The following is a 20,237-nucleotide window of genomic DNA, read 5'->3' on the forward strand; positions in this document are numbered from 1 at the left end:
CGTGCGAGGTCTCGAGTCGGGTTTGCGCGGCCGTCGCGTTCTGTGATCGAACGGTGTTGTGCGGCTGCGATGATCGCTGCGGAGAGTTTGCCGACTAGTCGGATTCGCGGCGGATGTAGCGACGGATTCGGTACCGCAGCCCGGAGCTCGACTCGTGCCACGGCTCGTCCTCGTCGGCTGCCCATTCGGGACCGATCTGCGGGGCGTAGGCATCGCCCGCGACGGTGGTGTCCACCTCGGTCACGAGCAGGTCGGTCGCGAAATCCATAGCGGCCCGGTAGATCTCGCCGCCACCGGCGATCCACACGGTGTCCGGCCCGCTCAACGTGAGCGCCTCGTCGACCGATGCGGCGCGTTCGGCACCCTCGGCCGACCAGTTCGGTTGCCTGGTCACCACGATGTTGCGGCGGCCGACCAGCGGGCGGAACTTGGGCGGCAGCGAGTCCCAGGTGCGCCTGCCCATCACCACGGGATGTCCCATGGTGACCGCCTTGAAGTTCGCCATGTCCTCGGGCACGCGCCACGGGATGGTGTTCTCGAAACCGATCACCCCGTCCGGGGTTTGCGCCCAGATCAGCCCGATCGTGCGAGTCACACGGCCACCGGGGCCTTGATCGCCGGATGATGTTGGTAGTCAACCACTTCCACGTCCTCGTAGACGTAGTCGAACAGCGACGTCGCGGGGCGCAGTTGCAGCGTGGGGAACGGGAGCGGATCGCGGGTGAGCTGTTCGCCGACCTGCTCGAGATGGTTGTCGTAAATGTGGCAGTCGCCGCCGGTCCAGATGAAATCGCCGAGTTCCAGCTCGGTCTGCTGCGCGACCATCTGGGTGAGCAGCGCGTAGCTGGCGATATTGAACGGCACGCCGAGGAAGAGGTCGGCGCTGCGCTGGTACAGCTGGCAGGACAGTTTTCCGTCGGCCACATAGAACTGGAAGAACGCGTGGCATGGGGCCAGCGCCATCTTGTCCAGCTCGGAAACGTTCCAGGCGGACACCAGCATGCGCCGGGAGTCGGGGTTGGTGCGCAGGGTGTGCAGCACCTCGGAGATCTGGTCGATGTGCATGCCGTCCGGCGTCGGCCAGGACCGCCACTGCACGCCGTAGACCGGGCCGAGTTCGCCGTCGGTGCCCGCCCATTCGTCCCAGATGGAGACGCCGTGCTCCTGCAGCCAGCGCACGTTGGAATCGCCGCGCAGGAACCACAGCAACTCGTAGACGATCGACTTCAGATGCACCTTTTTCGTGGTGATCAGCGGGAAGCCTGCCGACAGGTCATAGCGCAGCTGATGACCGAAGATGCTGCGCGTTCCGGTGCCGGTGCGGTCCGACTTCTTCGTGCCGGACTCCAGCACCAGCCGGAGCAGATCCTCGTACTGGGTATCGGTCGCCACGCCTGGCAACTCTAGGGGATGGTAGAAGGCGAAGCCGACGGGGCGGGTGAGCACTAGTCTTCGGGCGGCCTGGCAAGCTCGCCGCATGCGCAAGCTCTACGTGATCGGCATCGGCGCGGGCGACCCTGAGCAGGTGACGGTGCAGGCCATCAAGGCGATGCGGCAGGTCGACGTGTTCTTCGTCATCGGCAAGGGCGCCGAGAAGCGCGAACTGGTCGAGGTGCGGACCGCGATCCTGGCCGAGCACGTCGATCGGCCGTATCGGATCGTGGAGATCGCGGACCCGCCGCGGGATCGAGCGCCTGCCGACTATCAGGGTGTCGTCGAGGACTGGCACGAGCGGCGCTCGGCGGTGCTGGAAGCGGCTTTCGCGCAGGTCGACGGGGTCGGCGGGATTCTGGTGTGGGGTGATCCGTCGCTGTACGACAGCACCCTGCGGATGATCGAGCGGGTGCTCGCGCGCGGGACGACGCAGTTCGAGTACGCGGTGATCCCCGGCGTGACCAGCGTGCAAGCGCTGGCCGCGCGGCATCGGATAGTGCTGCATCGCATCGGTGAACCGGTGCACATCACTACCGGCAGGCGGTTGCGCGAGGAGGGGCTCACCGATGCCGCGGTGGTGATGCTGGACGGCGACTGCTCGTTCACCGAGGTCCCGGGCACGGACGTGCACATCTGGTGGGGCGCCTATCTCGGCATGCCGGACGAAACGTTGATCGAGGGACCGCTGCGCGAGGTGGAGCAGCGGATCGTCGAACGCCGCGCCGGGCTGCGCGCCGAAAAAGGCTGGATCATGGACATCTACCTGCTCAGCCGGAGCTGACTGCCCTGCTCTTGTCGGTATCGGCCGGTAGCCTGAGCAGGTGCCCGAACTACCGGAAGTAGAGGCGCTGGCGCAGTTTCTGCGGGAACATGCGGTCGGCGCGGTGGTGGGGCGCGTGGATGTGGCGGCGTTGAGCGCGGTGAAGACGTTCGATCCGCCGGTGACCGCGTTGTCCGGCCGGGACGTCACCGGGGCCGGGCGCTGGGGGAAGTTTCTCGGGATGGACTGCGGCGGGTTGTGGCTGATCACGCACCTGTCCCGCGGTGGCTGGCTGCGCTGGATCGACGAGCCGAGCCAGACGCCGCCGAAGCCGGGTGGCAAGAGCCCGCTGGCGCTGCGGGTGCACTTCTTCACCCCGGAAGGTGCGACGCCCGCCTTCGATCTCACCGAGGCAGGCACCAAGAAGCGGCTCGCGGTGTACATCGTCGACGACCCGAAGCTGGTGCCCGGCATCGCCCGGCTCGGGCCGGACGCGCTCGAGGTGACCGAGGAGGAGTTCATCGCGATCCTGGGCAACACCTCGCAGCGGATCAAGACCGCGATCGTCGACCAGACCCTGCTGGCCGGCATCGGCAACGCCTACTCCGACGAAATCCTGCACACCGCGAAGATCTCTCCGTTCGCCAACACGAAAACCCTTGCCGCGAACAAAGGTCCCGAGCTGTACGCGGTCATGCGCAGCGTGCTCACCGATGCCGTACAGCGGTCGTCGGGCCAGGCCGCCGCCAGGCTCAAGGGCGAAAAGCGTTCCGGCATGCAGGTACACGCCCGCACCGGCCTGCCGTGCCCGGTCTGCGGCGATACGGTGCGCGAGGTGTCCTACGCCGAGCGGTCCTTCCAGTACTGCCCGACCTGTCAGACCGGTGGCAAGATCCTGGCCGACCGGCGGATGTCGCGGCTGCTCAAGTAGGACTGCCGACGTCAGGTCATGGTCGGTACGCGGATGCCCTGCCAGGCAAGACGTTTCGCCTTGTCCGGGTCGTGTTCCAGCCGGGTGGTGGCATCGATGATCAGGGTGCTGCGGCGCGATTCGGAGTAGGCGGGCCACGAGGGGAGCGGTGCGCCGGTGCGGGCGAATTCGAGCCAGTTGTCCTGGAATTGGTTGGTGACGGACTGCAGCCCGCGGCGGCCGCCCGCCGCGGTGAGCGCCCGGCCGAATGTCGAATCGCCGCCGCCGAAGACCGGAATCAAGTCGGAGGCGTGGGTGGCGCCGAGACCCGCGAGACGCATTGCGCGCGGGGCGAAGTCGTAGCGGTAGGCGTAGGTGGGGGCGTGTCGGCTGTGCCCCGCCATGACCGTGACCGACGGGCGCCAGAAGACGAAGTCGCCACCGGCGCGCACGGCCGCCTTGGCGTCCGGATAGCCGGGATACGCTGCGGCGATTCGGGATTCGGATTCGTCATCGGACAGCGCGGCGCGCAACCGGTCCGGCGTGGTCGGCAGCGAATCCGCGAACTTCGCGAACAGCGTGCCCTCGTCGCGGTTCGTGCCGATGATGAGCGGCACCCGATGAGCGTTGCCGTCGGTGATCGCATCGATCGGCGCCTGCGGCAGCACGACACCGTCGACCACCGGGGAAATCGGGAACAGGCCGCGGCGTTCGCGTAGCACCCGGTTGCTGGTGCGGTCGACCGCGCGCCGAATGTCGTTGGCGCTCGCGGTGCGCAGCGCGTCGGCGGCCTGGTCCGGCGTGCTGCCGAGCGCTTCGACGCAGCGCCGGGCGAACAAGCGCGCGTCGTCGGCGGTCATCGCCCAGTCGGCGGGCGGACTCTGCGAGATCGCCTGATGGAAAAGACCTTTCGCGGCTGGCGTGGCGAGCAGGCTGAGTACGGCGTGCGCGCCCGCTGATTCGCCGAAGATGGTGACGTTGCCGGGATCGCCACCGAACGCGGCGATATTGGTGCGCACCCACTCCAGTGCGGCCACCTGATCACGCAAACCCAGGTTCGACTCGAAAACATGCTCCGGCGTGGAGAATTCACCGAAATCGACATAGCCGAACGCGCCGAGCCGATAGTTCAGCGACACCAGCACCGCGTCCCCGCGTACCGCAAGCCGTGCGCCGGAGTACAGCCCGAGCGCCGACGTGCCGGTGAGGTAGCCGCCGCCGTGGATGAACACCAGCACCGGGCGCGGCTTGTCCGACGGCGTCACCGGCGCGGTGACATTCAGTGTCAGCGAGTCCTCATTGGTCGGCTGGTATTCGCGCGGGCCGATGCGTGCGCCCGCCCGATGCTGCATCGCGGCGAACCCGTACTCGGTGCTCTCGCGCACCCCGGCCCACGGCGTGACCGGTTGCGGTGCTCGAAAACGCAAGTCGCCCACGGGTGGGGCTGCGTAGGGGAGGGACCGCCAGCGCAATACGCGGCGGCCGCGACGACCGCGAACGACTCCGTCGGCGGTTTGGATATCTGTCGATGCCACCATCCGCCAATGGTACTTACGCGCGCCGTGTCTCCAACAGGCGTAACCAGAACTCGCTCACCGCGGGAAACGCGGGCACCGCGTGCCACAGGGTTGCCAACGGCACCTTGCCGACCACCGCGATGGTGGCCGCGTGCAGTTGTTCGCCCGCCTCCGGGCCGACGAAGGTGGCGCCGAGCAGCGTGTCGGTGGCAGTATCGATGACCAGCTTCGCGTGGCCCGCGAAGTCGTTGCGCGCCAACGAGGAACCGGCCACCGCGATGTCGAGCTCCACCGTCTCGACGGCATGGCCCGCGTCCCTGGCCGCCGCCTCGGTCAGTCCGACGGACGCGACCTCGGGCGCGGTGTACACCACCTGCGGGACCTGCCCGTGGTCGGCGCTCGCGGTGCACCTGGCGTCGGTGAGCGGCCTGCCCTCCGCACGGGCCGCGATCACGTCGCCGCAGACCCTGGCCTGGTATTTGCCCATATGGGTAAGGGCGGCACGGTGATTCAAATCGCCGACGCAGTACAGCCACTCGCCGTCGACGTCACGCGCGGTCAACTGATCGTCGACCTGCACATAGCCGTCCTTCAGCCCGACGGAGTCAAGGCCGAGGCCCTCGGTCGCCGGTGTGCGCCCGGCGGCCACGATGATCTCGTCGGCCTCGATCTCGCTGTCGCCCGCCGCGCTGTGCAGGTGCACGGTGACCGGGCCGCCGTGGATCCGTCCCTCGCCGGTGTCCTTGGCATCGGGTCGGTGCACGTTCTTCGGTTCCGTGTTGAGCAAGACGTGCACGCCACTGCCCCGCAGCCCCGCGAGCACGCGTTCGCTCGCGAACGGTTCGGCGTTGGCGAGCACCGCTTTGCCGCGCACCACCATGCTGACGTCCGCGCCGAGCGTGGCCAACCAGGTCGCCGCCTCGCAGGCCACCACGCCGCCGCCGATGATCACCACGCGGCCGGGCACCTCGTGCAGGTTGGTGGCGTCGCGGGAAATCCACGGCAGCGCGTCGCGCAGGCCGGGCACGTCCGGGACGCTCGCCGTGGTGCCGGTGGCCAGCACCACCGCGTGCCTGGCGCGCAGCACCCGACCGTCGACCTCGACCTGACGCTCGCCGACGAGCCGCCCGGTACCGCGGACGACCTCGATGCGATGGTCGCGGGCCCACTTCACCTGCGACGCGTCGTCGTGGTTGCTGACGAAGTAGTCGCGTCGTCGCAGCACCGCCTCGACGTCGAGGCCGGTCGCGCTGAGTCCGTCCATGGCCTGCGCGGCGGCAAGCATATGGCCGGGCCGCAGCAGCGCCTTGCTCGGAATGCAGGCCCAATAGGAGCATTCGCCACCGACGAGTTCGCGTTCCACGATCACGGCGGTGCGCTCACTCCCGGCGATGGCGTAGTCGGCGGCGTTCTCGCCGGCCGGGCCGCCACCGATCACGATGACGTCGTATTCGGTAGGTGCGCTCGGCATGGCGGTTACTGCAGGTAGCCCTCGACCTGACCGGCGGAGCTCGGTTCAGCGGTGTCCGGCGACTGGCCCTGATCGATCCGCGCCCTGCGGTGCCGCAGCAGATCCCAGGCCTGATCCAGCATCACTTCGAGCTCGGCGAGCTGCTGGCGTTCCGCCTTGGGGTCGAGATCACCTTTGGCGGCCTGCGCGCGCAGCTCGTGCTCCTGGTCGACCAGTGCCTTGATGCGGGCCAACACGTCCTGTTCGGTCATGGCGACCATGCTACGGCCGCGCGAGGCAGGCGGCGGCGATCGGCACCGCCGTGGCCAGGTCGGGCCAGGACAGCGCGGTGTAGCCGAGCGTGACGCCGAAGTGCCTGCGCTGCGGGCCGAGGTGGTAGCGGGCGAGCGGCTCGAGCTCGACGCCCTGTGCGCGGGCCGCGGCGACGCTGCGTTGTTCCGCTTCGGCCGAGGCGAGCGGCACCACCACGTGCGAGCCCGCGTCGTCACCGAGTACGTCGAGCCCGCGGCGGCGCAGCTCGGTCACCATGAGCGCCCGGCGCGGCGGCAGCGCGCGGCGCAGCCTGCGCAGGTGCCTGGCCAGGTCGCCGTGCGCGGCGAAGGAAACGAATACCTGCTGGCCCGCCGGGCTGGGACTGGTTCCGGTTCGCTGGCGATGCGCGATGACCGTGTCGGCGATCTCCGGTGCGGCGACGAGCCAGCCGACGCCGAGGCTCGGCGAGAGGATCTTGCTGGTGGTGCCGAGATGCACGACCACGTCTGGTGCCATCGCGGCCAGCAAGGGCAACGGTGCTGTGTCGTAACGCAATTCGCCGTCGTAGTCGTCCTCGATGATCAGCAGTCCGGCCCGGCGGGCGTGCTCGACGAGCTCGACTCGGCGCGCGGCGGGTAGCCGGGCGCCGAGCGGAAACTGGTGTGCCGGTGTGCAGAACACGGCCTTGATGTTCGGCGGCAGCAGGTCGACGCGCAGGCCGTGCGCGTCGACCGGGACCGGCAGCACCTTGACGCCGGCCGCCGCGAAAGCTCCTGCGGCACGCTGATATCCGGGATCCTCGATAGCGACGGCGTCGCCGGGGGACAGCAGTGCGGCGGCGAGTTCGCCTACGGCGGAACTGGTTCCGGCCGTGGCGAGGAGGACGGTTTCGCTGCCCGCGCCGAGACCACGATGCCGGAGCAGGTGTTCGATGATCGCGGCCCGGAACTCCGGCTCGCCCGCGCGGTCGCGGCGCACCAACGGGGGCAGGTCGGCGGCGGCCCGCCAGGCGCGTCGCCACGCGGGCCGGTCGATCGCGTCGACGCACGGCGCGCCGGGCTGCAGGTCCAGCAGGGCCGGGCCGTCGCCCATGCCGTGTGGGTGCAGCGTGCGCGGTGGCGCGGCGGGCGGTGCGGTCGTCAAGTAGGTGCCCGAACCGCGTTTGCCGCTGATCCAGCCCTCGGCGTGCAGCTGATCGAAGGCGGCGGCCACCACGGTGCGGCTCACGCCGAGCCGCTCGGCGAGGGAGCGTGACGACGGCAACCGGTCGCCGCCGCGCAGCAGCCCGTTGCTCGCCGCGGCCCGTAAACCGTCGGCGACCTGCACCGACAGCGGCTCGGGCAGCGCGCGGTCGAGGAGGAGGGGTAGTTCGTCGAGCAACGCTCACCTCGCGAATGGACTGTATGAATTTCCTTGAATTGGCACTTTCATAATGCCATTCGCGACCCGATCCTGGTCATATGACCCAATCGGCCAACCTCAGGACCCCGCTCTCGCCGACCCCGCGCAGCACGCTGACGCGGTCGAAGGAACGAGCGCGCGATGAGCGAGCGGACCTGGACGCGGTCCTCGACGCAGGTCTGGTCTGCCACCTCGGCGTGCTGCTCGGCGGCGCGCCGGTGGTGCTGCCGACCATCTACGGACGCGACGGCGACACCCTCTACGTGCACGGTTCGACCGGCGCGGGCAATCTGCGCGCCGCGCTGGCCGGGGATATCTCGGTTGCGGTCACCCTGGTCGACGGCGTCGTCTATGCCCGTTCGGCGTTCCACTTCTCGATGAACTTCCGCTCGGCGGTGGTGCACGGCCGTGCGGTGGAGGTCACCGATGCCGCGGACCGGCTGCACGCGCTCGAGGTGATCACCGAACACGCCGCGCCGGGTGCCTGGTCGCGGGTGCGGTCGCCGAACAAGAAGGAGCTGGCCGCCACCCTCGTGCTCGCGCTCGACCTCACCGAGGCCTCGGTGAAGGTCAGGGACGGCGGTCCCAAGGACGATCCGGCGGATATCGAGCACGGCGGGGTGTGGGCGGGTGTGCTGCCGATGCGCCAGGTGTGGGGCGAGCCGATCGACTCGGCGGATCTCGAGCCCGGGCTCGCGGTGCCGAGGGACGTGCTCGCGCGGTCTGCGCCCAGCCTCATTCCGGTGCGGTGAGTTCGACACGGAATCTGTTTGCCTGAGGGTAGCCGGATAGGCGGTTGATCGGCCCTATGGTGGGGTGGTTGTTCAGGTTTCGCACCACCTCACCGGGCCGGAGGCTAGCGTGTCGAGATTCCGAAAGACCTTCGCGGCGCTGGCCGCCGTCGTTGCCGTGGTCGTCGCGATGGTGATCAGCCTGACGCTGTATCAGGTGCAGAAGGATCACGGTCAGACGATGCACCTGATCGGGGACGTGGACGTCGCCGATCGCGTCGACGTCGAAGTGGCGATCATCCGTATCGATGCCGCCGTGCAGGAATTGACCGTGCAGGTGGTGCCGTCGCCGCACGGCGCGCTGGCCGATGAATTCGGCCGATTCCGCACCGACGCAACGATTTACACGTCCGGCATGAAACCGGACCCGATCAAGGTCAAGGCGGGTGACCTCGTCTCGGCGTCCGAGGTTCGGATCGCCATGGGTGGCGGCGGGATGATCACCGACTATCCGTTCGACAAGTACAGCGCACACATCGATGTGGCCGCGGACATCGGAGACAAATCCGTGCCCGTGGTGATCAATCTGTACAGCCTGGACGCGTTCTTCAAGATCGTGCCGAAGGTGGACGACGAGCAGCACGGTGCGGCGGTCGGCACCACCGTGACGGTCGCCCGGTCGACCGCGTCGCTCACCTTCGCGCTGTTCGTCATCGCGCTGATGCTCGGATTGGCTTTGGCGGCAGCGACGGCCGCGTTCTATGTGCTCGCGGGCCGTCGCGGTCTGATCTGGCCCGCCAACACACTGATGGCGGCGGTGTTGTTCGCGATGATCCCGCTGCGCAACGCGGTGCCCGGCGCGCCACCCATCGGATCGATCATCGACTTCGGCTCCTTCTTCATCGCCGAAACCGTGGTGGCGCTGTCCTTGATCTGCACGGTGCTGGTCGGCTATCGGCACGAGATCGGCAAGGAGCGCGGGGAGGCGTAAGTCAGCCGCCCGCGCCGATGGCTTGGCCGAGTAGCGCCCGCACCGCGGTCGGGAGGAGTTCCATTGCGGCCTGGGTGAACTCGGGCTCCGTCGCGATAGTGGTCGGACTGGTGATCGAGCAACCTGGTTGTGCGGGAACGCCGTTCAGTCGATCACGCAACCAGTGGAACGCGCCGGGCAGGTGGGTTGCGACGCCGGAGATGTGCTCTGCCAGTAGTTCTCGTACGTAGGTGACGGACGGCGCGCCCTCGGCGCAGTACTTGTCGACCAGGCGGTCGACGCCCGAGCTGGGCAGGATCTCGTCGTTTTGGGCGTGGTAGATGTACACCGGCACAGACGGGGTGGCCTGGCCCAGTGCGTTTTCCGCGATCATGCGCTGCACGACGGGGTGGTCGAGCGGGTTACCGCCCTGGAAGGCGCCGAAGAAGTTGTAGAAGGGCACGATCGCCGAACCCGTCGAATGGCAGAGGACCAGCTTCGAGCTGATCAAGAGCTGTCCGAGCGGGTCGACGCGATCCCGGATCAGCTGGCGGAATTCCGGGTACTCGTTCGCGAAGCCGGCGAGGACACCGGTGAGTAGGCCGGTGTAGGCACCGTTGTTGTTGTGCCGCAGCGCTTCCGGGAAGTCGGCTGCGGCAACCCCGCCCGCCGCGATGCCGACGATGTTCAGCTCCGGCGCGTACTGCTGCTTCAGTTCCGCGGCGAACGAGCTGGGTATGGTGCCGCCGGAGTAGCCCCACAGGGCTGTCGGCGTGTCGACGCCGGACAACTGGGCGGGCGCGAAACTCGCTACCGCGCGGATGCCATCGAGGGTGGCCTGGGCGGTGATACGGGAGACGCCGTATGCGGAGTTGGGCCCCTCGTAGTCGGGCAGCGCGACCGTCCAGCCTTGCCCGATGCCTGCGGCGATCGGGATGAGAATCTCCGCGGCATTGACGAAATCCGCTGGAATGGAACCGGATTGGACGACGTAGGACGGAGCGCAATACTGTGCGGCACTGTCTTCGGCGATCTGATAGGACAGCAGCTTGCGCCCGCCCTTCGGTGCCACGCCGCGTGGCTTCAGGACGGTGGTCACCGTCGAGATGGCCTCGCCGAAACTGTTGGTCGTCCGGTAGAGCAGCTGCCAGGCATCGATATTCAGCGGGGCGAGACCGAAATACGCGGGCGTGATGGTGCGGGCGCGGAGCACCTGTCCTGGTTCGGCGGCCGCGACCATTCCTGCGGCAGGCTTGTAGAACTCATCGAGTTCCGGCGGCAGTGTGAGTGCGGGGGTCGGCTCGATGCGTACCTCGGCGACGTCCTGTGGTTCGGCCATCGCGAAAATGTGGGTGGACAGCGATAGCAGCATGCCGACCACGGTTGCGGTGGTGATGATGCGGCGCCATAGCCGGTGTCTCATCGAGTGCCCTTCTTGTGCGCGTTCCCAGGTCGATACACCGTCGCAGGGCACTGTGCTGTGGGTCACCGTTCATCGGCCAAGAAAACCGGTCAGGTATTTGTGCATTGGACGGGACAGCATGTTGGCCGCATGCACTAAATATGTTGGCCGGAACTGCCTATTGTGTGGATCGGTTTGTTTGTGCAAACAATGTGCGGGTGACTGGTACACCCGATCCCGCTGCGCTTGCCGACTTTTCCGACTACGTGCGGGAAGCGTTGCCCGAGGTTGCCCGCGACATATTGACCGGGGTGTTCGGTGAGGTGCCACCGTATCGGGAGTTGTCCGCCGACTTGATCGGACGGGACCTACCGCTGGCCGCCGAGGCGAACCTGCGGCTGTTCCTGCGGTCGCTGGCCGAGGGGCGGGCGCCGCGGGCGGACGAGTTGACCGAACTGATCGACATCGCGGTGCGGCGAGCCAGGGCCGGGATCCCGCTGGACACCGTGCTTTCGGTCTATCACCACGGCGCGATCGCTGCCTGGAACTCGGTGTCCGCGCTGGCGACGACACCCGAACAGCGCGAACAGCTCTTGGCGGCAGTGCCTTACGTGCTCGGTTATCTCGGGGCAGTGACGCCCGGGGTCGCGGGTGCGTACCTGCGGGAGCGGCAGGATCTGCACTGGGAGCAGCGGGAGGCCAAACGTGCGGTGGCGCAGGCGCTGGTGCACGGGAAGCCCGTGGATCTGCTTGCCGAAAGGTTCGGGATCTCACTGGATGGCGGGTTCGACGTGCTCGTTTTTCGGGTGGCCGAGGCGGATGCGGCGGGTGGGAATCGTCCGGTGCTGCGCATGGTGCAGACCGAGATCGATGCGGTGTCGAGCCGGGTGCTGAGCACGGTCGAGCGCGGGGGTGGGGTGTTGCTCGTGCCGGGTGGGGAGGGTGAATTCGGTACTGCCCTTGACGTTTTCGTCAGCCGGGTCGCGCAGGCTACCGGCGTGCGGACGGTCGGCGGCTTCGCGACCGCGGCCGGCGTGGACGACGTACCCGCGGCGGCGGAGGAGGCAGGCGAAATCGCCAGGCTCGCTTATCAACTGCGTCGTCCGACGGCGGTGTATCGGATGGCCGATCTGGCGCTGCAATACCAACTCGCGCGGCCAGGGCCCGCGCGCTCCTGGTTGCTCACCTTGTTGGACCCGCTGCGGGATCAGCCCCACCTGCTGGAGGCGCTGCGGGCGCTCATCGACAACGACTACAACCGGCAGCGGGCTGCCGCTGCCCTTGTCGTGCATCGCAATACGCTCAACTACCGGCTCAACCGGATCGGCAAGGTGACCGGTTACGATCCCAACCGGCCGGACCATGCGCAGCTCTTTGCGGCCGCGCTCACGGCCAGCGATATCGATGCGATGGAATGACCGGCGCGGTATCACCAAGTGCGAACGCGAAGGCCGGCGTTCAGCAGCGTCTGCTGCGCTAAATCCGTTAGTGCGGTGGATGATTCGATTCGCGTCGGGTCGAGGCTGACCAAGGACAGGATGTAGTCGTCGGCGATACGGCAGAGGTAGCCGGACAGGCGGGTCCTCGGGAGTTGCGCGACGGTCAGGCCGGGATGGATGGCGCGCGCGGCGACGCCGAGGCAGCGATGCGGCCCCAGGGCGCGCAGGGTGGCGGGCAGGGTCCCGATGTTGGAGCACAGGATGTCTCGCTCACCGGCACCTTTGGACAACGCGTAGGCCCAGCGGTCGGGGATTACCTGGAGTAGTTCCTCGGGCATGCCGCCGGGGCTGGACATGCGGCGCTCGTAAGCGGCGCGTGACTTCTCGCGGATCGTCGACGGGGTGTCGGTGCGGTCGATCGTGATGTCGGTCATCGCGAGATCGTTGTCTACGCGGGGTTCGTCGCGGGTGTCGACCGGGAGGCTGGCGTCGATCGTGTCGGGCTGGAAACCACTTGCCCACAGCACATTTGCGATAAACGAGATGAATAGACTGTTGGCGGTGCCGTTCTGTGTGGCGGCAACGCGGTCCCAATCGGCCACGGTGCATTGGAGTATCGCGCCGTGCGTCTGCACGGGTGTCGACCTATCGGTGAAGTCGCGGCCTGTCGCCGGGTGCGGCTGGTCGGGGATTCCACGGCGCAACGCTTTTGCGGTGCCACGCAATACGATCGACCACTGCCTGCGCGCGTCCGCCCAGTCAGACTCGGGCTTGGTTGACGCCAAGCGGGATGTTGTGTCGCGATGTGCTGAGTTGTTGAGGGCTGTGTTCAGTGTCCTGGAATCGGTAGTCAGGCAGGTGCCGCCGAGTGCGTCATCAGCCGCTAGTACCAGTGCTCGACCATCCGCGAGGGCATGCGAACAGGTAAGGGAGACAAGGGAACCGCCATCGTCCAGCGCGATGGCGGCCAGTCGCCAACCGGGATCGAATTCAGGGTCGAGCTCGGTGCCCTGCACGTCCGCCCAGGCCATGAGTGCCGTGGTGGCGATCGGCTGGTCGGTGAGCGTGAGCGGGTAGGCGCGGATACTGCGCTGCCAGGAACGTCGGGCACCCGGCACCCGCGGCTGAATTACCCGCCGCGCCAACGGTCCAGTGCTCAGTGCCGCGTGCACCTCGTGCAGCAGCGCCGGGTCGATGCGGTCGGCCGTACGCCACAAACCTTGCAGCGCAATGGGAGTGCCGAGGCCACGGTGGGTGCGCAGGAAGATCTCGTCGACGACGCTCAAGCGACCCATCGGGCGCACGGTTACACCTCGCTCTCGACCACACTCGGTTGTGCTGCGCCCACGACTGTTTCGCGGCGCGCGCTCACTCGGCACCGCTCGGCACGATCGTGCCCGATGGTGCGCTGTGTCGTCGGCGCACCCGCTCCTAGTGCCCGGCTCCGTCGTGCGCGGTGCGCGCTGTATCGCCGGTTCATTCGCTGGCGCTCGCTCACGCCCGCGCGCCGTGCCGACCCGCACCCGAGGCGAAGCGCTGAGCTCCGTCGAGCGCGCCGTTGGTCAGCGCGGTGATCCCGTGCCGCAGTTCGTTGCGCAGCGCGGTCTCTTCGTCCATGCCGTCCTGTTCCAACAGCGACATGCGGTCCGACCGCAGACAGACCTGCGGTAGCGCGGCCAACTCGGCGGCGAGTTGCTCTGCGGCACTGCGCGCTTCGCCGGTCGGGACCACGCGGTTCGCCAGGCCGATCTGCAGCGCCTCGGCGGCGTCGACGGGACGGCCGGTGAGCACCAGGTCCATGGCGCGGCTGCTGCCGATGAGTCGCGGCAGGCGCAACGTGCCGCCGTCGATGAGCGGCACGCCCCAGCGGCGGCAGAACACGCCGAAGACGCTGTCCTGCTCGGCAACTCGCAGATCGCACCACAGCGCGAGCTCGAGCCCGCCCGCGACCGCGTACCCGGAGACGGCCGCGATCACCGGCTTGGACAGCCGCATCCTGGTGGGCCCCATCGGGCCGTCGCCCTCCTCCGTGACCACATTGGACCGCTCGGTGCCGAGGCCCTTGAGGTCGGCGCCCGCGCAGAAGGTGCCGCCGTCACCCCAGAGCACGGCGACGGCCGCGTCAGGATCGGCGTCGAACTCGCGGAAAGCGTCGGCCAATGCCGCCGCGGTGGGGCCGTCGACCGCGTTACGGGCTTCAGGCCGATGCAGGATCACGGTGGTCACCGGTCCGTTGCGTTCTATCCGTACGCTCACGACGCCACCTCACTGGTTCGTTCAGACACGACCCCGACCATACGCCGTAAAACCCCCCTTGTGGCAAGAAATGAATTCGTGGTTCACTTCTTGTGTGGCCTACCGCAGAACCCCCGCCGTGCAGGCCCGCCTGGACGCGCAGGCGGGGCTGATCGTGCAGGCCGCGACCAAGGTGCTGTCCAGTGCCGGCTACGCCGGGCTCTCCATGGCGGCCGTCGCGGCCGAGGCGGGCGTGGCCACCGGAACCGTCTACAAGAACTTCGCGGGCAAGGCGGAACTGGTCAGCGCGGTGTTCCGCAAAGTGGTTGCCTGGGAGGTGGCCGCGGTGGCCGCCGCGAGCGCCGACGGCACCGCGATCGAGCGGGTGACCGCCGCGGTGGAGACCTTCGCCGGACGCGCGCTGAAGAATCCGAAACTCGCCTACGTGCTGCTCGTCGAGCCCGTCGATACCGTGGTCGACGCGGAGCGCCTGCACTTCCGCCGCGCCTTCGCCGAAGCCTTCGAATCGGCTGTCGAGGAGGGGGTTTCGCGTGGCGAGCTGCCCGCGCAGGATCCGCGGACCAGTGCGGCCGCGCTCGTCGGCGCGATCGGCGAGGTGCTTGTCGGCCCGCTCGCCTCGGCGCCGCACGGGGAATCCGTTATCCCGGAACTCATTACCTTCGCATTGCGCGCACTCGGGGTGCGCGCGGAGTCGAGCGCAGTCGCCCGGCAGGAAACAGGAGTGTCCGATGCAGACGCATGAAGTCTTCAACCAGGTACCCGATATCGCGCCGTTCGATGTCTCGCGGAATCCGGCGCTGATCGAGGGCCTGCACCGCGAGGGCGCGGGCTGGGCAGAGGCCGAGGTGCGTGAACTCGGCGTGCTGGCAGGCGGATCCGCGGCGCAGGAGTGGGGACGCCTGGCCAACGAGAACCCACCGGTGCTGCACACGCACGACCGCTACGGCAACCGGATCGACGAGGTGGAGTTCCACCCGCACTGGCACGACCTGATGAATGTCGCTGTGTCGCATGGCCTGCACGGTTCGCCGTGGCTGGACGAGCGGCCGGGCACGCACGTCGCGCGGGCGGCGAAGTTCTTCACCTGGGGCGCCGCCGAGGCCGGGCACATGTGTCCCATCTCGATGACCTACGCCGTGGTGCCTGCCTTGCGGCACAACAAGGAACTCTCGGCGAAATACGAACCGCTGCTCGGTTCCCGGGTCTACGACTTCGGCCTGCGCGAGCCCTCGTCGAAGGCCGGGCTGATCGCGGGCATGTCGATGACCGAGAAGCAGGGCGGCTCCGACGTCCGCGCCAACACCACGACGGCGACACCGCAACCCGACGGCTCGTACCGGATCGTCGGGCACAAGTGGTTCACCTCGGCCCCGATGTCGGACATGTTCCTCACGCTGGCCCAGGCGCCCGGCGGCCTGTCCTGCTTCCTGCTCACCAGGGTGCTGCCGGACGGGACGCGCAATCCCATTCGCATCCAACGGCTCAAGGACAAGCTCGGCAACAAGTCCAACGCCTCCTCGGAGATCGAGTACGAGAACGCCACCGGCTGGCTGGTCGGCGCGGAGGGCGCGGGCGTGAAGACCATCATCGAGATGGTGAACATGACCAGGCTGGACTGCGTGATCGGCTCGGCGACCAACATGCGGACCGGCGTGGTGTTCGCCGCGCACCACGCGCGATATCGGGAAGCGTTCGGGGCCAAGCTGATCGACCAGCCCGCCATGCGGAATGTGCTGGCGGACTTGGTGATCGAGTCCGACGCGGCCACCACGGTGATGATGCGACTGGCCGGCGCCACCGACCGCGCGGGCAGCGACCCGGCCGAGGCGGCGCTGCGGCGTATCGCGTTGGCGGTCACCAAGTATTGGGTGTGCAAGCGGGCGCCGTCGCACGCGGCCGAGGCGCTGGAATGCTTCGGCGGCAACGGCTATGCCGAGGAGTCGGGCATGCCGCGGCTCTATCGGGAAGCGCCGCTGATGTCCATCTGGGAGGGTTCCGGCAATGTCGCGGCGCTGGATGCGTTGCGCGCCATGGGGCGTCAGCCGGAGACGGTCGAGGCGTACTTCAATGAGGTCTCGCTGGCCCGTGGCGAGAATCCGCGGCTAGACGACGCCATCACGCGGGTCGGCAAGGAGCTGTCCGACCTCAGCGACATCGAGTTCCGGGCCCGTCGCATCGTCGAGCTCATGGCTCTCGTGCTGCAGGGCGCGCAGCTGGTGCGGCACGGTCACCCGGCGGTCGCCGACGCCTTCTGCGCCACCAGGCTCGGCGACGATTGGGGCATCGCCTTCGGTACCCTGCCGACCGGAGTTGATACCGGAGCCATTCTGGAGCGCGCACTGGTGTGATTGCGCCCAGGCGGTCGGAATAGCTTGCGCGGCAGTCTTTCTGGTTGAGGCACTGGCGTAATTGTTGATCTTTGCCGCTCGGGTACGCGTCGTACCCGAGCCCCATCATGAGCCGAAAGCTGTTCTCTTCAAGTGGGTTAGGTGTCTGCGCCTCGGGATCGGCCATGGATCAATGCAATTGAGATTCAACATGCGTCAGCGCGTAGTCCGTCGTATCACCCGACGGCAATTGATTCGAAAGATATTCGCGCATAACATTTTACGGACCATAGTTCGGCGATAGCTATAAAATTACCAGCCTATTCTCAGATTTCCCCAGTACTCGTCTCCAGTCGAGTTGCCCGCCCGTATGTGGTTCTACTTGGTCATGAAACCCACACATAAACGGGCGGGTCGAAATACCGCCTTTGCGATAATTGCTGTCGGGGCAATGATCTTCGCGTCTGGCCCTGGTGCCAGCGGAGCGCCACCGGCCAGTCCATCAGCACCGGCGGGTTCCGACCTTTCCGCCGTGCCGAAAGAAGTAACGACGGATCAGCAAGGCGCCGTCCAGCAGGTGGTCCCCAAGGAGCCGATCAAGGCGCCCGCGGGAACGGCCGCCGAGGCCCCGGCCGCGGCGCAGGCACATGCGAACGGTGTGCAGAAGGCGCTCGGCGGAAATGGCGAAACCGCCGGCAATCTGGTCGTGGAGTCTGTGTTCCAGGTTGGTGAGGGATCCACGGTCCGACTGCGTCAGGAGATCGACAAGGTACAGGTGTTCGGCGCATCGGCGGCACAGTCGCTGACCGCCGACGGGTCGCTCATCTCGGTGACCGGCTCGCTGTCGAAGAAGTCGCAGGGCAAATTCTCGACGACGACGCCGTCCGCCGCGGTACAGCAGACCGCGCTGAAGAAGGTGGCCGAGCAGAGCAAAACGGCGCCCGACAAGCTGAGTGTCACCGAGACCAAGGCCTACTGGTACGACGCGAAGCTGGCCGCCAAGGACGAGGCACAGAGCACTGCGGTGCCGTCGTTCAAGGTCGACATCATCGGTGCCAGCGCCGAGAAGCAGGGCGACCCGGCGACCTACGTCGTCTTCGTCGACGCCAACAACACCGGCAAGGTGCTCGACAGCTGGAGTGAGACCAAGCACCTCAACCGTGTCGTGTGCGACAACGCCAACCGGCGGATCGACCCCAACAATGCCGGGTGCGGCACCGGCAGCATCCGTTCCACCAGGTCGGAAGGCCAGCCGGCCAGCGGCATCGCCGATGTCGACAAGATCTACGACTACTTCGGCAAGACCGAGCAGTTCTACGCGCAGTACACCAAGGTGGCGAACCTGACCAACCTGATCGGGTCGGACACCGGTGACGGCAAGGGTAAAGCGCTGCGCGGCACCGTGCGTCTGTGCACCACCACCGAATGCCCCTACCAGAACGCCTTCTGGTCGGGCAGCTACATGGCCTACGGTTCGGGTCTGACCACCGAGGACATCACCGCACACGAGCTCACCCACGGCGTCACCCAGCACACCAACGGTCTCGTGTACCGCAATGAGCCGGGCGCGATCAACGAGTCCATGTCGGATGTTTTCGGTGAGCTCACCTTCCTGGTGGACACCGCCAACACTTGCAACACCGCCGCCAACCGGTGGAAGCTCGGTGTCTGCAGCTCGATCGGCGTGATCCGGGACATGAAGAACCCGAAGGCTTACCAGGATCCCGACACTTACAAGGGTCAGTACTGGTACGCCGGTAGCGGCGACAGTGGCGGCGTCCACACCAACAGCGGCGTGGGCAACCGGACCGCCTCGATCATCACCGACGGCGGCACCCTCAACGGTGTGACCGTCACCGGGCTCGGCATTCCGAAGACCGCCGCGCTGTACTGGACCACGCAGACTCTGCTGTCGTCCAACTCCAACTACGGTGCATTGTCGACCGCGCTGAAGAACGCGTGCAACACCAATGTCCGTAACAACACCGCGGGAACAACGGCCGCTGACTGCGTCCAGGTGGCCAACGCCACCAAGGCCACCAAGCTGCCGCAGCTGGCGACTCGCGACTAGCAATCACTATTGGTAACACGAACGTCTCACCGCGCTCATCAACGAGCTCGGTGAGACGTTCTTTTGTGTGCTAGACCGCGATTGTTTCCAGTACCCGCTCGACCAGTGCGGTGTCGCAGTGTTCGATCACCTCTGTCAATTGCCCGTCGGTTACTCGGAAGAGGAAACAGTAGGTTTGGTCGTAACGGTCGCCGCGAATGGTGCGGCCGTATCCGCGGGCTTGGACGACGACACGGTCATCCGCGGCGATGACGAAGTCGGCGGCAACGCGATATTCGGTGAACTGGGCCATCAGCGGCCCGCAGAAGTTCTTTCAGCACAACAGCTTTCGGTGCCCAGGTGCCGCTCCACGACCAGCCGCCCGGAAACACCCAGCGGAACTCGTCCGCCATCGCGTCGCTCAGCGAGCTGGTGTTGCCCGCCGCCATCTGCTCGAAGATGTGCTCCAGCAGTTTCTTGTTCTCGATCGCACTCACCCGATCGACGGTAAGAGTGCGGTATCGGTGCGACAAGCGAGAATCTCGCATGCTCGGCATGCGTGATCGGCATGTGTATGGCAGTTATCGAGGCAGACCGACGAGGTGATCCGGCAGTACAGTGGCGCGGTGGACAGGGCGTACGCCGAAACATCGTTGAGCGCGCTGGTCCGACGGGTGCGCGAGCACGCGGACGGCGGTAGCGGCCGATATCTGCTCGGCATCGTCGGACCGCCCGGCGTGGGGAAGTCCACCCTGTCGGTCCGGCTGCGCAATGCGCTCAACGCCGAGTCGCCGATCGCCCAGATCGCGCCGATGGACGGCTACCACCTCACCAACGACGTGCTGCGTGCCGCGGGAAACCTTGCGCGCAAAGGCGAACCGGACACTTTCGATACCGCGGCCTTCCTCGACAACCTCCGCAGACTCCGGGACACCCCGATCGGCGAACCGGTGCCGTGGCCGACCTTCGATCGCGCCATCGACGCTCCGGTCCCCGCGGGCATCGTCTTCGATCAGCAGCAGATCGTGCTCACCGAGGGCAACTACCTGCTGCTCGACGACGTCGGGGACCGGGAATGGTCGGCGGTGCGCAAGCTGCTGGACGAGTGCTGGTACCTCGACGCGCCGCGTCGGCTGCTCGAGGAGCGATTGCTGCGCCGCCACATTCGCGGCGGCCGCACGCCCGCGGCCGCCAGAACCAAGGTGCGCGACAGCGACCTGCTGAACGCCGATCTGATCGGCACCACCAAGGCGCGAGCCGATCTGGTGCTACGCCAGCGCGGCCGCCGCTACGACGTCGTCGTCCGGCCTGAGTAGC

Annotated in this window: 20 protein-coding genes; 9 read left to right on the top strand and 11 right to left on the bottom strand. The window is 67.3% G+C overall.

Annotation, left to right across the window (positions count from 1 at the left end; genetic code table 11):
* Positions 1 to 94 precede the first annotated feature (94 nt).
* Entirely contained in the window at positions 95 to 595 is a 501-nt protein-coding gene (locus ACIBK2_RS30020) for a dihydrofolate reductase (RefSeq protein ID WP_396971929.1), read from the bottom strand.
* Positions 592 to 1,392 carry a thymidylate synthase gene (locus ACIBK2_RS30025; protein ID WP_396971931.1) on the bottom strand — a complete coding sequence of 267 codons (801 nt, stop codon included), beginning with the start codon at positions 1,390 to 1,392 and terminating at the stop codon, positions 592 to 594. Before ACIBK2_RS30025 ends, ACIBK2_RS30020 begins: the two co-directional genes overlap by 4 nt.
* An 85-nt stretch (positions 1,393 to 1,477) precedes the next feature.
* Between ACIBK2_RS30025 and cobF the strand changes: the two genes are divergently transcribed.
* Both cobF and ACIBK2_RS30035 read left to right on the top strand, forming a co-directional pair.
* On the top strand, positions 1,478 to 2,215 hold the full coding sequence (gene cobF / locus ACIBK2_RS30030; RefSeq protein WP_396971933.1) for a precorrin-6A synthase (deacetylating): 738 nt from the start codon (positions 1,478 to 1,480) through the stop codon (positions 2,213 to 2,215).
* A 40-nt stretch (positions 2,216 to 2,255) separates the two neighbouring features.
* A complete protein-coding gene (locus ACIBK2_RS30035) occupies positions 2,256 to 3,125 on the top strand; it encodes an Fpg/Nei family DNA glycosylase (protein WP_396971934.1) in 870 nt (289 codons plus the stop codon).
* A gap of 11 nt (positions 3,126 to 3,136) precedes the next feature.
* Here the strand turns inward: ACIBK2_RS30035 and ACIBK2_RS30040 are convergent, their stop codons facing one another.
* From ACIBK2_RS30040 to ACIBK2_RS30055, 4 genes are read right to left on the bottom strand one after another with little or no spacing between them, the layout of a single operon-like run.
* On the bottom strand, positions 3,137 to 4,642 hold the full coding sequence (locus ACIBK2_RS30040) for a carboxylesterase/lipase family protein (RefSeq protein ID WP_396971936.1): 1,506 nt from the start codon (positions 4,640 to 4,642) through the stop codon (positions 3,137 to 3,139).
* A 13-nt stretch (positions 4,643 to 4,655) separates the two neighbouring features.
* Positions 4,656 to 6,092 carry a dihydrolipoyl dehydrogenase family protein gene (locus ACIBK2_RS30045; RefSeq protein ID WP_396971937.1) on the bottom strand — a complete coding sequence of 479 codons (1,437 nt, stop codon included), beginning with the start codon at positions 6,090 to 6,092 and terminating at the stop codon, positions 4,656 to 4,658.
* A 5-nt stretch (positions 6,093 to 6,097) separates the two neighbouring features.
* On the bottom strand, positions 6,098 to 6,343 hold the full coding sequence (locus ACIBK2_RS30050) for a DUF2630 family protein (protein ID WP_396971939.1): 246 nt from the start codon (positions 6,341 to 6,343) through the stop codon (positions 6,098 to 6,100).
* A gap of 10 nt (positions 6,344 to 6,353) precedes the next feature.
* On the bottom strand, positions 6,354 to 7,724 hold the full coding sequence (locus tag ACIBK2_RS30055; RefSeq protein ID WP_396971941.1) for a PLP-dependent aminotransferase family protein: 1,371 nt from the start codon (positions 7,722 to 7,724) through the stop codon (positions 6,354 to 6,356).
* A gap of 80 nt (positions 7,725 to 7,804) precedes the next feature.
* Between ACIBK2_RS30055 and ACIBK2_RS30060 the strand changes: the two genes are divergently transcribed.
* Positions 7,805 to 8,497 (top strand): pyridoxamine 5'-phosphate oxidase family protein, encoded by a 693-nt coding sequence (locus ACIBK2_RS30060; protein ID WP_396971943.1) that lies wholly within the window; start codon positions 7,805 to 7,807, stop codon positions 8,495 to 8,497.
* A gap of 109 nt (positions 8,498 to 8,606) precedes the next feature.
* Entirely contained in the window at positions 8,607 to 9,467 is an 861-nt protein-coding gene (locus ACIBK2_RS30065; RefSeq protein WP_396971945.1) for a DUF4436 domain-containing protein, read from the top strand.
* A 1-nt stretch (position 9,468) separates the two neighbouring features.
* Here ACIBK2_RS30065 and ACIBK2_RS30070 read toward each other — a convergent pair whose 3' ends face one another.
* A complete protein-coding gene (locus tag ACIBK2_RS30070; RefSeq protein WP_396971947.1) occupies positions 9,469 to 10,869 on the bottom strand; it encodes a lipase family protein in 1,401 nt (466 codons plus the stop codon).
* 197 nt (positions 10,870 to 11,066) lie between these two features.
* Between ACIBK2_RS30070 and ACIBK2_RS30075 the strand changes: the two genes are divergently transcribed.
* Positions 11,067 to 12,266 (top strand): PucR family transcriptional regulator, encoded by a 1,200-nt coding sequence (locus ACIBK2_RS30075; protein ID WP_396971949.1) that lies wholly within the window; start codon positions 11,067 to 11,069, stop codon positions 12,264 to 12,266.
* Positions 12,267 to 12,277: 11 nt separating this feature from the next.
* Here ACIBK2_RS30075 and ACIBK2_RS30080 read toward each other — a convergent pair whose 3' ends face one another.
* Both ACIBK2_RS30080 and ACIBK2_RS30085 read right to left on the bottom strand, forming a co-directional pair.
* A complete protein-coding gene (locus ACIBK2_RS30080) occupies positions 12,278 to 13,582 on the bottom strand; it encodes a hypothetical protein (protein WP_396971951.1) in 1,305 nt (434 codons plus the stop codon).
* A gap of 199 nt (positions 13,583 to 13,781) precedes the next feature.
* Positions 13,782 to 14,543 (bottom strand): crotonase/enoyl-CoA hydratase family protein, encoded by a 762-nt coding sequence (locus ACIBK2_RS30085; protein ID WP_396971953.1) that lies wholly within the window; start codon positions 14,541 to 14,543, stop codon positions 13,782 to 13,784.
* A gap of 94 nt (positions 14,544 to 14,637) precedes the next feature.
* Here ACIBK2_RS30085 and ACIBK2_RS30090 point away from each other — a divergent pair, with 94 nt between their 5' ends.
* From ACIBK2_RS30090 to ACIBK2_RS30100, 3 genes are all read left to right on the top strand, one after another.
* Entirely contained in the window at positions 14,638 to 15,285 is a 648-nt protein-coding gene (locus ACIBK2_RS30090) for a TetR/AcrR family transcriptional regulator (RefSeq protein ID WP_396971954.1), read from the top strand.
* Complete coding sequence (locus ACIBK2_RS30095; protein ID WP_396971956.1) at positions 15,272 to 16,891, top strand: acyl-CoA dehydrogenase family protein; 1,620 nt, start codon at positions 15,272 to 15,274, stop codon at positions 16,889 to 16,891. The genes ACIBK2_RS30090 and ACIBK2_RS30095 overlap by 14 nt, the downstream gene beginning before the upstream one ends.
* Before the next feature lie 511 nt (positions 16,892 to 17,402).
* Positions 17,403 to 18,941, top strand: coding sequence for a M4 family metallopeptidase (locus tag ACIBK2_RS30100; protein WP_396971958.1), 1,539 nt, complete (start codon positions 17,403 to 17,405; stop codon positions 18,939 to 18,941).
* 70 nt (positions 18,942 to 19,011) lie between these two features.
* Here the strand turns inward: ACIBK2_RS30100 and ACIBK2_RS30105 are convergent, their stop codons facing one another.
* Together ACIBK2_RS30105 and ACIBK2_RS30110 are read right to left on the bottom strand one after the other, a co-directional pair.
* The gene (locus ACIBK2_RS30105) at positions 19,012 to 19,233 is read right to left on the bottom strand and encodes a nuclear transport factor 2 family protein (protein ID WP_396971960.1); all 222 of its coding nucleotides are present in this window, start codon (positions 19,231 to 19,233) and stop codon (positions 19,012 to 19,014) included.
* Positions 19,178 to 19,417, bottom strand: coding sequence for a hypothetical protein (locus ACIBK2_RS30110; RefSeq protein WP_396971961.1), 240 nt, complete (start codon positions 19,415 to 19,417; stop codon positions 19,178 to 19,180). The genes ACIBK2_RS30105 and ACIBK2_RS30110 overlap by 56 nt, the downstream gene beginning before the upstream one ends.
* A gap of 129 nt (positions 19,418 to 19,546) precedes the next feature.
* On the opposite strand from ACIBK2_RS30110, the gene ACIBK2_RS30115 reads away from it, so the two are divergent.
* Positions 19,547 to 20,236 carry a nucleoside/nucleotide kinase family protein gene (locus ACIBK2_RS30115; protein WP_396971963.1) on the top strand — a complete coding sequence of 230 codons (690 nt, stop codon included), beginning with the start codon at positions 19,547 to 19,549 and terminating at the stop codon, positions 20,234 to 20,236.
* Position 20,237: the final 1 nt, after the last annotated feature.

The sequence above is a fragment of the Nocardia sp. NPDC050175 genome, assembly GCF_044459885.1.
In the GTDB taxonomy this organism is placed as follows: domain Bacteria; phylum Actinomycetota; class Actinomycetes; order Mycobacteriales; family Mycobacteriaceae; genus Nocardia.